Annotated in this window: 11 protein-coding genes and 1 pseudogene; 6 read left to right on the top strand and 6 right to left on the bottom strand. The window is 31.1% G+C overall.

Features of this window, described 5'->3' with window-relative positions:
- Positions 1 to 89: 89 nt before the first annotated feature.
- Positions 90 to 1,577 carry a nitrogenase component 1 gene (locus ACSVC9_RS07610; protein ID WP_446899732.1) on the top strand — a complete coding sequence of 496 codons (1,488 nt, stop codon included), beginning with the start codon at positions 90 to 92 and terminating at the stop codon, positions 1,575 to 1,577.
- Between the two features lie 33 nt (positions 1,578 to 1,610).
- Positions 1,611 to 2,917 (top strand): annotated as a pseudogene (locus ACSVC9_RS07605) (nitrogenase component 1).
- A 69-nt stretch (positions 2,918 to 2,986) separates the two neighbouring features.
- Here ACSVC9_RS07605 and ACSVC9_RS07600 read toward each other — a convergent pair.
- Both ACSVC9_RS07600 and ACSVC9_RS07595 read right to left on the bottom strand, forming a co-directional pair.
- Positions 2,987 to 3,763 (bottom strand): hypothetical protein, encoded by a 777-nt coding sequence (locus tag ACSVC9_RS07600; protein WP_446899731.1) that lies wholly within the window; start codon positions 3,761 to 3,763, stop codon positions 2,987 to 2,989.
- Positions 3,756 to 4,238 carry an RNA polymerase sigma factor gene (locus ACSVC9_RS07595; protein WP_446899730.1) on the bottom strand — a complete coding sequence of 161 codons (483 nt, stop codon included), beginning with the start codon at positions 4,236 to 4,238 and terminating at the stop codon, positions 3,756 to 3,758. Before ACSVC9_RS07595 ends, ACSVC9_RS07600 begins: the two co-directional genes overlap by 8 nt.
- 274 nt (positions 4,239 to 4,512) lie before the next feature.
- Between ACSVC9_RS07595 and ACSVC9_RS07590 the strand changes: the two genes are divergently transcribed.
- The 3 genes from ACSVC9_RS07590 to ACSVC9_RS07580 all read left to right on the top strand — a co-directional run bounded on the left by ACSVC9_RS07590 (position 4,513) and on the right by ACSVC9_RS07580 (position 8,294).
- Positions 4,513 to 5,787 (top strand): 2-hydroxyacyl-CoA dehydratase subunit D, encoded by a 1,275-nt coding sequence (locus ACSVC9_RS07590; RefSeq protein ID WP_446899729.1) that lies wholly within the window; start codon positions 4,513 to 4,515, stop codon positions 5,785 to 5,787.
- Positions 5,784 to 7,475: an acyl-CoA dehydratase activase gene (locus ACSVC9_RS07585; protein WP_446899728.1), complete on the top strand. Its 1,692-nt coding sequence runs from the start codon at positions 5,784 to 5,786 to the stop codon at positions 7,473 to 7,475. The genes ACSVC9_RS07590 and ACSVC9_RS07585 overlap by 4 nt, the downstream gene beginning before the upstream one ends.
- Before the next feature lie 90 nt (positions 7,476 to 7,565).
- Positions 7,566 to 8,294, top strand: coding sequence for a PHP domain-containing protein (locus tag ACSVC9_RS07580; protein ID WP_446899727.1), 729 nt, complete (start codon positions 7,566 to 7,568; stop codon positions 8,292 to 8,294).
- A gap of 125 nt (positions 8,295 to 8,419) precedes the next feature.
- Here the strand turns inward: ACSVC9_RS07580 and ACSVC9_RS07575 are convergent, their stop codons facing one another.
- The 3 genes from ACSVC9_RS07575 to ACSVC9_RS07565 form a co-directional block, all read right to left on the bottom strand.
- Positions 8,420 to 8,902, bottom strand: a complete 483-nt coding sequence (locus tag ACSVC9_RS07575) for a dihydrofolate reductase (protein ID WP_446899726.1) — start codon at positions 8,900 to 8,902, stop codon at positions 8,420 to 8,422.
- Positions 8,902 to 9,693 (bottom strand): thymidylate synthase, encoded by a 792-nt coding sequence (locus ACSVC9_RS07570; protein WP_446899725.1) that lies wholly within the window; start codon positions 9,691 to 9,693, stop codon positions 8,902 to 8,904. The genes ACSVC9_RS07575 and ACSVC9_RS07570 overlap by 1 nt, the downstream gene beginning before the upstream one ends.
- A 102-nt stretch (positions 9,694 to 9,795) precedes the next feature.
- The gene (locus ACSVC9_RS07565; RefSeq protein WP_446899724.1) at positions 9,796 to 10,725 is read right to left on the bottom strand and encodes a metal ABC transporter substrate-binding protein; all 930 of its coding nucleotides are present in this window, start codon (positions 10,723 to 10,725) and stop codon (positions 9,796 to 9,798) included.
- A gap of 149 nt (positions 10,726 to 10,874) precedes the next feature.
- Here ACSVC9_RS07565 and ACSVC9_RS07560 point away from each other — a divergent pair, with 149 nt between their 5' ends.
- Positions 10,875 to 11,279, top strand: coding sequence for a NusG domain II-containing protein (locus ACSVC9_RS07560; protein WP_446899723.1), 405 nt, complete (start codon positions 10,875 to 10,877; stop codon positions 11,277 to 11,279).
- A gap of 317 nt (positions 11,280 to 11,596) precedes the next feature.
- Here the strand turns inward: ACSVC9_RS07560 and ACSVC9_RS07555 are convergent, their stop codons facing one another.
- A complete protein-coding gene (locus ACSVC9_RS07555; RefSeq protein WP_446897050.1) occupies positions 11,597 to 12,904 on the bottom strand; it encodes a transposase in 1,308 nt (435 codons plus the stop codon).
- Positions 12,905 to 13,072: the final 168 nt, after the last annotated feature.

Genomic DNA, 13,072 nt, shown 5'->3' with positions numbered 1-13,072 from the left:
GAAACACTAGAGATTTAGAATTTAAATTTTAAAGGATAAATTTCTGGTGTTTTAATTTTATAGATATAATTTGAAAAGGGATGATATGTATGAAAATTAATTTAAAAATACCTGAAGTAGCAATTAGGGAAAAGAGAATAGGATCGATTACCGGATTTTGTGGAACTGCAAAAGGTTTGGTTAAAGAGGCCAGATGTGGCAAGCTCAAAGAAAAAAGTCGAAGCTTTAGCCAATGTGCAGGATGTGCGGCCAATAAGGCTTTGTGTCAGCTTTTAATGATACAGGATGCTGTAGTAATACAGCATGGACCCATAGGATGTTCAGGAGACTTTTCAATGTTTGCATTTACCAACAAGGTAGGGCAGGTAGAGAGAAATTTAAAAGTAAAAAATATAAATGCAGTAAGCTCTAACTTACAGGAAAAAGACACTATATATGGTGGAGGCTTGAAGCTTAAAAAGACTATAAAGGATGTTTTTGAAAGGTTCAATCCCAAGGCGATATTTATAACTACATCCTGTGCCTCTGGTATTATAGGAGATGATGTAGAATCTATAGCGGTAAGTGCAGAAAAAAAACTTGGTATACCTGTGGTATATATTTCTTGTGAAGGGTTTAAATCCAGGGTTTGGACTACAGGCTTTGATGCAGCTTTTCATGGAATTTTGAGAAAAATAGTAAAACCACCTGTGGAGAAGAAAAAAGATGTTCTTAATGTAGTAAGCTTTTGGGGAAATAATGGATATGGTGATTTCTCCTATTTGTTAGATAAAATAGGAATAAAGCCTAATTATGTAGCCCCTTTTTCCACAATCGAACAATTATCAAAACTTTCTGAAGCTACTGCAACGGCACAAATATGTTCTACATTGGGTACTTATTTAGCTGCTGGTCTGGAACAGGAATATGGGGTTCCTGAAATAAAGGTTTCTCAGCCCTATGGCATAATTGGAACAGATGCATGGCTTAGGGAAATTGGTAGGGTAACTGCTAAAGAAAGCGAAGTAGAAAAATTAATAAAATCTGAGAAAGAAAGGATAGCACCTCAGCTGGAGAGGTTAAGGAATAAATTTAAGGGAAAAACAGGTTATGTTACAGCTGGTGCTGCATATGGACATATAATTGCTACATTATTGAATGAATTGGGGATAAATGTAGTAGGTGCTTGTGTATATCATCATGATCCAATTTATGACAATGGAGATGTAAATGCAGATACTTTAGATTTTGTTGTTAAAAATTATGGTGATATACCAAATTATGATGTATCAAATAAACAAACATTTGAATTTATAAATGTTTTGAATAGAATAAGGCCTGATGTATGTATAACAAGGCATCCAGGTATGGCGGTATGGGGTATAAAATTTGGAGTACCGACACTTCTCTGGGCAAATGAGAATCTTAGCTTTGCCTATCAAGGATTGATAAATTTTGGAGAAAAAGTTGAGGACTTACTTGAAAATGATGAATTTGTTAAAAATGTTGCAGAACATTCAGAACTTCCATATACGGACTGGTGGATGAATCAAGATCCATATTTTTTCTTGAAAGATAAGGAAAAAGTTAGAGTGTAAATATAATTTTGATTTAAAGGAGGTAAAATAAAAATGGCAGAAATGATTGAACAGCCAAGATATGTTTGTGCAATAGGAGCACAGCAAACTGTTTTAGCTATAAATAGAGCAGTACCAATTCTAAATTCTGGACCTGGATGCAGTGAAAAAATTTATAGTGCCATAAGCTTTAATTCAGGTTATCAAGGTGTACGATACCTTGTACAAATAGCTCGGAAAGAGAAGTTGTATTTGGAGGCGAGAAAAGGTTAAGAGAAGTCATAGATGGAACTATTAAAGTTCTAAAGGGAGACCTTTTTGTTGTACTTACTGGATGTACTTCGGATATTATAGGTGATGATGTAGGAAAAGTAGTTTCCGAATATCAAAATAAGGGAATCCCTATAGTTTATGCAGAAACAGGAGGATTTAAAGGTACAAATTATATAGGACATGAATTGGTTATTGAGGCAATCATAAATCAGTTTATAGGAGATGTTCAGCCAAAAGTGAAAAGGGGATTGGTCAATGTATGGTCATCAATTCCATATCAAGATCCATTTTGGGCTGGAAATTTATCAGAAATAAAAAAATTATTGAATGGAATTGGATTGGAGGTAAATATACTTTTTGGACCGAGATCCAATGGTGTCGATGAATGGAGAACTATTCCTAATGCTCAGTTTAATATTGTGTTGTCACCCTGGTTAGGTCTAAAAACTGCGAAATTATTGAAAAATAAATATGGGACTCCATATTTATATTATCCAATAGTTCCTATAGGAGCAAAGGAAACAACTAAATTTTTGAGGTCTGTAACAGAATTTGGAAATTTAGATGTAAGTAAAACAGAAAATTTTATAAAATCGGAGGAAAAAAATTATTATTACTATTTAGAAAGATCAGCTGATTTTTTTGTGGAATTTCGTTATGATTTAGTCCACAGGTTTTTTACAATTACAGATTCTTTCTATGCCATAGGTATAAATAAATTTTTAGTAAACGAGCTTGGGCTTGTACCGGCTCAACAATATATTACGGAGAATACACCAAAACAATATCAAGATCTTATAAAAAATCAGTTTAAAACTTCTTTAGAAACTACTTCCGCTGAAGTTATATTTGAAACTGATGGTGGAAGGATTCATGATGGTATAAGAAATTATGATCGCAGAAATCAAAAACCGTTAATTATTGGAAGCTTTTGGGATAAAGATATAGTTTCTGAGCTGGGTGCCTATGAATTGAATATTTCTGTTCCAATACTAAATAATCTTGTTCTCAATACCAATTATTTAGGCTATAGTGGAGGACTGAACTTAATCGAGGATATATATAATAATGTCTTGCATAATTATTAAAAAAATTTAAATATATACTTTATAAAGCAGTAGCCATAATGACATTAAAAATCATTATGACTACCGTTTTTATTTGGTATTGATAACCTGATGTGCCATTTTAACCAATTCATCTTTTGATATATTAGAATCAGATGCTAAAAAAGAATAGTTAATTCCATCCTGCATCCAATTTAAATATTGAACTTGAGAGATTTTTTCCCTATCAGAATCAGGTCCGTAACTAAATACATATTTACCAGATAATTCATCCTTTTTATCTTGTTCTGTCATTTTATAATTTTCTGGCACTAGCTTGTCAGCATATGAATAATAATATAAATCTATACCATTATAATTAGCAATAACAGTATCTCTCTTTGATCTTTCACCCAACCTTCCATTTTCCATATAGAGACTTAATTTATCATTCCCTTTTGTATAAGTAAAATCTAGAGATTTTGTTTTTCCTGCAAAGTTACCTTTATCATCAGTTCCCTCATTATCTACAATAACTCCATTTACAAAAGTATACCCATTGTCAAAATTATTGATTAATTTAGGATTAAATTTAAGTTTCTTCTCCACCTGTTCTACTGTAGGTATAGTAGTATATGTTGGTATACCACTTGAATGTGAAGTTATAGAAGATATTTTACCTGCAGCAAATACAGTTGTTCCTATTACCATAGTAGCTGCCAAGCCAACCAGGATTTTTTTCTTAATCGATCCTTTTTTAAATACTTTTATATTTTCCATTTTATTATTCTCCCTTTTATCTGGTAAACTAGTTAATGTTGCATTTACCTTGTTTTTAAAACCTTCAGGTGTATCGGGAAAGACATTATTCCAATCATAGTTATTCATAATTTACCTCCATATCCTCCAGCTTTATTTTTAATAAATTTCGTCCTTTTGCCAATCTACTTTTTACAGTTCCTGCAGGTATTTCTAAAATCCCTTTAATTTCTTCTACTGAATATCCCTCTACATAATAAAGAACAATTGTAATGCGAATACGTTCTGGTAAATTCTGAATAGCCAAATATAATTCGCTGTAGTCATTTTTATCATTAACTTTGGAAGATTCAAAGTATTCTTCATAAGGTACCCGTAAACATTCTTTACGTTTCAAACTATAACATTCATTTATAAGTATTCTAACTAGCCACGTTTTAAAATATTGTTCTTTTTTTAGTGTATCTAATTTATTATAGGCCTTTAAAATTGCCTCCTGAACTGCATCCTCACAATCTTGCTCATGAATCAAAATTGACTTAGATATACGATATAAAGTAGATTCGGCCTCAAGAACATTGGATATAAATGTATCTTTATTCAATTGATTTCCTACCTTTCTTAGCAAACTGTAGCGCTACTTTTTTGCTTTACACTAATTAGATAGATATATCTACTAAATGGTTCATTTAATTTTCGCTTAAAATTAAAGTTATTTAAAAGTTTTTGCAATAGCAGCAGAGAAAGTTAGAAAATTGGCAGAACGATCTAGTGAATTGGAAGATTTAAGATATAGATTAGCATATAATATTGACAATTTATATTGTATCTGATAACTTAAAAGCAATAATTAACGTTTGTTTGAAAGAGGTCTTAAAATGGATTTAGTTAAATCTTATGGAAAATACATAAAGAAAAATATACACAATCCATCCAGGGTGTTGAAATTGTTGAAGATGGGATTTTCTATAGAGAAATTCCTGGTTTCGAAGTTCAAGGATAAAAATATTTCCGCTTCACTTAATTATTTAAATGAGCTCTGTCTTGATTTTATACTTAATCCCCTTGAATTCCCTGAAAATTCAGGACTTGTAACTATATTTTCACCTGTAGAAATACTGCACGTTTTTAATATAAACCCATTTCTTATTGAAGGATTTTCTTCTTTCCTTTCAGGAACTCAATGTGAAGATATATTTATAGATTATGCTGAAAGGTGTGGTATTTCAGATACCCTCTGCAGTTATCACAAGGCATTTATAGGAGCAGTGGAAGCAGGAGTCGTTCCAAAACCCAAATTTGCCATAACGTCGTCGATGATATGTGATGGAAATTTAAATACTATTAGATATGTTTCAGACAAGTACAACATACCCTATTATTATATGGATATACCTTATGAATATAATGAGGATACCGAGAGATATGTTGTAGATCAGCTTCATGAATTGGTGGAATTTATCCAGGATATAACGAAGAGAGTGTTTTCTGAAGAAAAATTCATGGATATAATAAAAGTTGAAAATGATACAAAAAGGTACATGCGTAAGTTCTATAAGAGTCTTATGAGAAAGTACTATCCCAATACTCTTACACTTGAAATGTACAGATTATTTGCGTCACATCTTGGTATAGGCAGAAAAGATGTACTTGATTTCTATAGGATGCAATCAGAGGATATAGAAAATTATCCTGATTTTAGTGGAAAGAGAATTTTGTGGAGCCATATAATGCCATTTTACAGTGAAACCTTTAAAAGTTTTCTTAATTTGAATCCAGATTATCAGCTTTTGGCCTGTGACTACAATTTTGACAATATGGACGAAATGGACTATAAACATCCATATGAAGCTGTTGCCAGGAGATTTATTCAAAATAAACTCAATGGACCTTTTAATAAAAAGATTGAAAACATAGTAAAAATGACTGAAGATTTCAATACTGATGGCGTTATAAATTTCTGTTCCTTTGGATGCAAGGAATGCAGCGGAGGAACGATGCTCTTGAAAAAAGCGCTAAAAGAAAAGAATATACCTTATCTATCCATTGATGGTGATGGTGTTGATAGAAGGAATGCCCATGAAGGACAAATAAAAACAAGAGTTGAAGCATTCGTGGAAATATTGGACAATAGATTCGGGGTGATGAAATGATAGGTTATGTATGTAAATATACACCTATTCAAATTATAGAGGCATTTGATGAAAGTGTTGTAAAAATCGATCCACATGTAAGAAATTTCAACAATACAGAAACTATCATGCATCCAAATATATGCACTTATGCAAAAGCAGTTCTTGAGGAGTGTATTGATTCAAATATTTATAATGTTGTTCTTGTAAATTGCTGTGATAGCATAAAAAGATTGTATGATGTTATGAAGGATAATTCTAAATTTAAATTTGTATACATGATAGATGTGCCTAGAAAAAGGAATAGAGCTTCGGATTTGCTCATGAAAAAACAAATTGAGAAATTTATAAATTTCATGGAACAATTTACAGGAAAAAGATTTGATGAAGATAAATTTATAAATAGAGTAAATTCCCACAGTGCTAAAAGAAACTTTGAATCTTCAAATATAAATATTGCTATTATGGGATCAAGAATAAGGGAATCCACGGTTAAGCAGATTGAGGATGCAGGGGCCTCTGTAGATTTTAACTTTACCTGTACGGGAAATTTTGAAAGATCAACCAGGCTTTTAAAAAATGAAGATTTTTTACTTGGGTATTCATCTTTCTTGCTGAACTCATTCCCGTGTATGAGAATGGTGGATAACAGAGAAAGGATAAAAATTTTGAATGAAAATCTTGAAGATGTTGATGGAATAGTATATCATACCACAAAATTCTGTGATGCCTATTCATTTGAGTATGCAAAACTCAAAGATTCAGTTTCAGTACCAATGTTGAAAATAGAAACAGATTATATAGAGGAAGGCAATGGACAGATGAAAACAAGAATAGAAGCATTTATTGAGACTATTAAGACTAAGAATAAATCAAAAGAAAAAAATTATACTCATGTAAATATAGGTGAAGATGTTCTGGTAGCTGGCATAGACAGTGGTTCAACGTCTACCAATGTAGTAATAATCAATAAGGATAGAAAAATATTATCCTATTCAGTAGTGGGTACAGGAGCTAAAAGTCAAAATGGAGCGGAAAATGCAATGAAAGAAGCCTTAAAAAAGCTTGATATTGGCATAGACAAATTATCTAGAATAGTATCTACAGGATATGGCCGTGTCAGTATACCTTTTTCAGATGAGGAAATAACTGAGATAACGTGTCATGGAAAAGCGGCCTATTTTTTGAATGATTCAATAAGGACAATAATTGATATAGGTGGACAGGATAGTAAAGTTATAAGAATGGATGACAGGGGAAATGTCATTGATTTTGCCATGAACGACAAGTGTGCGGCAGGTACTGGAAGATTTCTTGAGATGATGAGCCGAACTCTTGAAATTCAACTGGATGAAATGGGAGAAAAATCTTTAAATTGGAAAGAAGATATAGATATAACCAGTATGTGTACTGTATTTGCAGAATCGGAAGTTGTATCACTTGTTGCACAGAATAAGGAAATATCAGATATAATTCATGGACTTAACAAGGCTGTTGCATCAAAAACAGTATCACTTGTAAATAGAATTGGTAAAAAAGATGGATATATGATGACAGGTGGGGTTGCCAAAAATATTGGAGTGGTAAGATGTATTGAGGAAAAACTCGGCAGGAGAATATTTATACCAGAAGAACCTCAGATAATAGGAGCATTGGGTGCCGCACTTATTGCATTGGATAAAATTTTAGTGAAAGATGTAATGAAGTAGATATATAGCTATTGTGAATCATAGCATTATTTTATGGTATAATTTAAATGTATCTTAGTAGTTTTAGGGATGAAAGGTAGGTATTGATTTATGAAATATCCTGTTGATGTACATACACATACCATAGCGAGTGGACATGCTTATACTACGCTATTGGAAAATGCCAGATATGCAAGTAAAATAGGACTTGAAATTTTAGGAACTACAGATCATGCACCAAGCATGCCGGATGCACCGCATAGATGGTATTTTGAAAATCTCAAAGTCCTTCCAAGAGAAATTTTTGGCGTTACAATGCTTTATGGTTCTGAAGCAAATATTGTTGATTATAATGGCAATATTGATTTGCCATTGGAAACACAGGAAAAGCTCGATATCATTATAGCAAGTTTGCATGACCCTGTGATGAAGCCAAATAAAAACATAGATTTGAACACTAAAGCTTTCTTGAATGTAATGGACAATCCGAGAATAGATATTATAGGACACTGTGGTAATCCAAGCTTCCCAATTGATGAAGAGGCTTTGATTAAAAAAGCAAAAGAGAAAAATGTTCTTATTGAAATAAATAACAGTTCTTTTGTAAGGTCAAGAGCGGGAAGTGAAAAAATATGCACGAAGGTAGCAAGATTATGTAAGGAATATCGTGTAAGAATAATACTGAATAGTGATGCTCATTGTTGTTTTCATATTGGTAATTTTGATGCTGCATTAAAAATGCTAAAAGATATTGATATGCCAGAAGAATTAGTTATAAATAGAAATAAGATGGATTTGCTCAATTATTTAAAAGATAAGGGGAAAAAAATAGAAACATGATAATGTAAAAATTGTTTTGCCGATCTATAAATTTTATTGACAATAAAATTCGATAAATACGGAAAATAAGAATGGATATGTTAAATTTGTAAGTTTAATATATCCATTCTTATTTTCCATATATATTAAGGCCTTTTTTCAAAAGTTATAAAACTGTATTTAATGTCATTCTCACAGTGCTTTTCATACTCAATTATACTATAATTGTTAATGTTAAATCCAGGGAAATAAGTATCGCCACTTTCAGAGGATATTATTTTAGTTAAATATAATCTATTACAATATGGAATTAGCTGCCTATAAATTTCACCACCACCTATTACAAAAACCTCTTCAATAGAATCTGTATATTTTAGAATTTCATTGATGTTGTGAATTATTTTTACTCGCTTGTCAGCTACAGAGTAGCTTGTATCTCTGGTTATAACTATATGGTTTCTATCTGGAAGTATTCCAGGAAGAGATTCAAAGGTTTTTCTTCCCATTACCATGGTTTTACCGGATGTTATAAATTTGAATCTCTTCAGGTCTCCAGGTATATGCCATATAAGTTTATTATCTCTTCCTATTATGTTATTTTGATTAAGTGCTGCGATTATGCTTAGCATTAGATAGCTACCTCCATACTAATCTTTTCATGGTGCTTATAATTTATGAGCTTGATATCATCGATAGAAAAATCATAAAAATTTTTTATTTCAGGATTTATCCAAAGGTTAGGTGCATTATATGCATTGTCTCTCCTTGTAAGCTGTAATTTCATTCCCTTTACTTCATTCTCATAAATATGAGCATTGTTTATAATATGTGTAAACAAGCCCGGTGTAAGATCTGTAACTTGTGCTATTAAGTGAACGAGAACTGCGTATTGGCACATGTTAAATGGAACTCCAAGAGGAAAATCCCCACTTCGCTGTACCAACATGCAGTTAAGTTTTTTATTTTCAACATCCCATAGAGTTTCATAGCAACAAGGTTGAAGTGACATATCAGGTAGATCTTCAATGTTCCACATGGACATAATCATTCTTCTGTTCTGAGGATCTGTTTTAAGAGTAGTTATTAATCTATCAATTTGCTTGAATTTTGAAATCTGATATCCATAGGCTTTTCCTATTGTACCGTCTTCCATCATCCATTCATCCCATATATGTACATTTTGCTTCTGCAGCTTTGTTACATCATTTGATTGATCTTTGTATATCCACAATAGTTCTTTTACAGCGGTTTTAAAAGCTACAAATTTTGTAGTCAATATGGGAAATTCTTTTGAAAGATCAAACTGCATGATCTGGTGGGGAAGTTTAAATGTAGCTATACCTGTTCTATTTTGAGAATAGTACCCATTTTCCAGTATATTTTCTACAATGTCTAAATATTGTTTATCAGCATTACTCATTTTTTTTCCTCCATTAAAAATATAATACGTTTGTATTATATCATATTTTGGATTGATTAAAATTATTATATACATTATTTCCCTGGTAATAATATTAAATTTTTAATTGGATTTCAAACTATTATAAATCATTTCAAGATTATCTTTCATGCTTTGAATATAGTTTTTATTGTCCTCTTTACTTTCAATTGTATATATTTTTTCAACTTTGGCACCAACTTCTTTAGCAAGTGTATTGGAAACTTTAGGACTTACCATATCTTCTACAAATATGGTCTTGATTTTATTTTCCTTGCAATAATCTACTAATTCTTGAAGCTTTTTAGGTGAGGGCTCACCTTCAGCAAATACACCTTCTACACTATTTTGTTTTAAGCTGTAATCCCTGCACAGATACGCGAAAGCTGCATGACCTGTTACAAAATTCTTATTCTTTACTGAATCAAATTTTTTAGTATACTCATTGTAGAGATCGTTCAACTGCTTTGAAAAATCTTCATAATTTTTTTCATAATAGGTTTTGTTTGAAGGATCTGCTTTTATCAAAGCATCCTTTATATTTTTTGATTGAATTTCGGCACCCTTTAAGCTTATCCATAGATGAGGATCATATTCACCATGTTCTTTTATTTCGTCGGAATCAGTATTCTTTATTGGATTTGACCCTTTTGATGCATCTACTACAATTAAATTTTTATTTCCCGAAGAATTTATAACGTCATCTTTCCATGATTCCATTCCTAATCCACTATATACAAATATATCTGCACCGTTTAAAGCCTTGAGATCTTTTGCAGTTGGCTCAAAATCATGAGGCTCGGTACCGTTTGGGATCATTGTTGTAATATTTATTTTATCTTTTCCAATAGCTGATGCAAATTCTCTCATTGCATTGAAGGATACAACTACTTTTATTTTAGATTGATTTCCATTTTCTGTATTTGTTTTGTTTGCATTACCGCATCCAGAAAAAATGAATATAATACATGTAAGAGCTATGCTTAATATAGATAACCTATTTTTTTTGAACATTCTGGTTCCCCCTTAAAAATATATGTAAATGCAACTAAGTTGCATTTACATATATGATACATGAGAAAATAAATTTTGTCAATAAATACAAAAATACGTATTGACATTTATATAATATAAAGTATTATATAAAAATAGGTGAGGTTTATATGAAAAAAGGAGATAAAATTGCAGCTGTATTTATAAGTATATTAATTATTGTAAGTATAATGGCAACTGTTCTATATAAGGGATATGGATATAAATTGCATAAAATTGCTGTTATAAAAGAGAATGGCAAAATAACAAAAATTATAGATTTAGATAAAGTAAAATATAACTATGAATTTACTGTAAAGTATGATAAGATTCATTTTAACAAGGTTGAAGTTGAAAAAGGAAAGATTCGTATTTCAGATTCTGATAGCCCTCAAAAAATAGGAATGAAAATGGGATGGATATCAGAACCTGGTGAAAGTGTAATATGTGTTCCGTATAAACTTATAATAGAGATAGAGGGGAAAAGTTCACAAAAAAATAATATTGATGTTGTTGTTGGACAACCAGATAGTTGAATTAGTTATTGCATAAAGCATCAGTATATGAGATGTAAATTACATCTCATATACTGATGCTTTATTTTTTAAAATGAAATTAAGTATTTTTTAACATATTGGAAAGTTATATTTAATATATCATCGAATAATATTTATTAAATATTTAGACATGAACATAACTAAAAAATTAAATACAAGAAAAAGGAAATATTATTGATTGAAGAATAAAAATTACAGCTTTTTATGAAAAATATACTTTACAATTAATTACAATATAAAAATTGGCAGAGTATCCCTAGGGTAAAAGTTGATGCTAAAAAATAATAGGTTTTAAATTAAGCTATTCTTTTTAATCCCGATAGGGATCTGGTTTTATCAGAGTTACCAGATTTTATAGCTGCTATCGCAGTTGTCAGAAGGCATATATGTCCTACAGTATTTAAGTTTGATACAGAATTTATATTTCTGACATAAGCTCTTTCGTTATTAAGCTTTTTCCATCTGGAATTATATCTTTCAGATTCTGTCCTCAGGCTGTAGATGGTTTTAAAAAATTTAGACTCATGATTAATTGAAGCCCTGTAGTCAGTACCTTTGCTGATATAACGGATACATCCTCTGTTTTTCCTGCCATTGAAATATTTTTCATGTTTGCAGGGACACAGTGAATCATCTTTAGATTTTTTAAATGGGCAGCAAAATTTTTGCTTGATGTATGAATCAAAATACTGTCGTCCATCTTTATGCATGGCTAGACCGCCTTGACAAATAATGTTGCCAGTGGAAGTTAATTTAGGATTTTTTTTCCCTCTTTTGTTAATGGCAATAAAGGCAAGACCTTTCAAGTTGTTTTTTATAAAATTATGATTTAACTTTGAATCATAGCCTTTATCTGCGACAACATAACTTCCATTAAGTGAAAACCAGCTATTTGTACCTGAAAGAAATTTAGTCAAGGTAGAAATTTCATTGATATCAGCAGTACTTGTATATTCATCTATAGGGAGTCCGGATATTGCATCACAGATAACGTGGTTTTTATAACCCCAGTAAAATTCATATTTCTTACTTGATTTATTGGAGTTATCATTGATTTTAACGTTCATGGAATTATTTGCAGTATGTACTCCAAGTTTACAATCTTTATCAGACTTTGGATTATTCTTCTTTGAAAATTTGTTTGATGCGAAGCATTTAGGGTTATTAAGTTTAGTGTTTGCTTTAACTGGAGTTGTATCAACAGATATAAAGTTGTTGTCTATAAAGCCAAGTTTCTTGAGAGTATTTACCTGATGTTTCATAATTTCTTTCAAACAAGAGTTTTCGATATTCTTTATGAACCTTTGAAAGGTCCTGTATGAAGGAAGTGGTTTAAGAATGTCAAAGCCACAAAGTTGTGCAATGATTAAATTATTTTCTAAAAAATCTTTAAGATCAGTAATTTGAGCAAACTTCTCACATTTCATGACTATAAAAGCTCTGAAAAGAGCGTGTCTTGAGAAACCGACAGGTCCGTATTTGGAAGGAACCCTATCGGGTAATGAAGATAAATTAATATTTTCAAAAATATCTGTGTAGAAGTTTATTGTGTTTTGTGAAGTGAAAAGCTCAATTATATTAAAGATTTCTTGACGTTGGTACATAGAGATTTCCTCCTTTTAGTGTTTTTATTATGTGATATTTTAAAAATTCGACAAAAGTTGAGGAAATCCTATGATATAAATTTTAGTGATAGAAAAAAATAGCCCTTATCGGGCTAGAGAAATGAGTGCCTTAGAGTTATGCTCAAGGCTATTAAATATTAAATTAAG

It is taken from the genome of Clostridium sp. LBM24168 (assembly GCF_052953915.1).
The sequence above is the reverse complement of the archived record's forward strand: the minus strand, read 5'-3'. Positions and strand labels throughout refer to the sequence as shown.

Excerpts from the sequence above, each read along its gene's own strand:
- ACSVC9_RS07560 (WP_446899723.1), top strand. The coding sequence starts at position 10,875 with ATGAAAAAAGGAGATAAAATTGCAGCTGTATTTATAAGTATATTAATT.
- ACSVC9_RS07580 (WP_446899727.1), top strand. The coding sequence starts at position 7,566 with ATGAAATATCCTGTTGATGTACATACACATACCATAGCGAGTGGACAT.
- ACSVC9_RS07555 (WP_446897050.1), bottom strand. The coding sequence starts at position 12,904 with ATGTACCAACGTCAAGAAATCTTTAATATAATTGAGCTTTTCACTTCA.
- ACSVC9_RS07600 (WP_446899731.1), bottom strand. The coding sequence starts at position 3,763 with ATGAATAACTATGATTGGAATAATGTCTTTCCCGATACACCTGAAGGT.
- ACSVC9_RS07610 (WP_446899732.1), top strand. The coding sequence starts at position 90 with ATGAAAATTAATTTAAAAATACCTGAAGTAGCAATTAGGGAAAAGAGA.
- ACSVC9_RS07565 (WP_446899724.1), bottom strand. The coding sequence starts at position 10,725 with ATGTTCAAAAAAAATAGGTTATCTATATTAAGCATAGCTCTTACATGT.
- ACSVC9_RS07570 (WP_446899725.1), bottom strand. The coding sequence starts at position 9,693 with ATGAGTAATGCTGATAAACAATATTTAGACATTGTAGAAAATATACTG.
- ACSVC9_RS07575 (WP_446899726.1), bottom strand. The coding sequence starts at position 8,902 with ATGCTAAGCATAATCGCAGCACTTAATCAAAATAACATAATAGGAAGA.
- ACSVC9_RS07590 (WP_446899729.1), top strand. The coding sequence starts at position 4,513 with ATGGATTTAGTTAAATCTTATGGAAAATACATAAAGAAAAATATACAC.
- ACSVC9_RS07585 (WP_446899728.1), top strand. The coding sequence starts at position 5,784 with ATGATAGGTTATGTATGTAAATATACACCTATTCAAATTATAGAGGCA.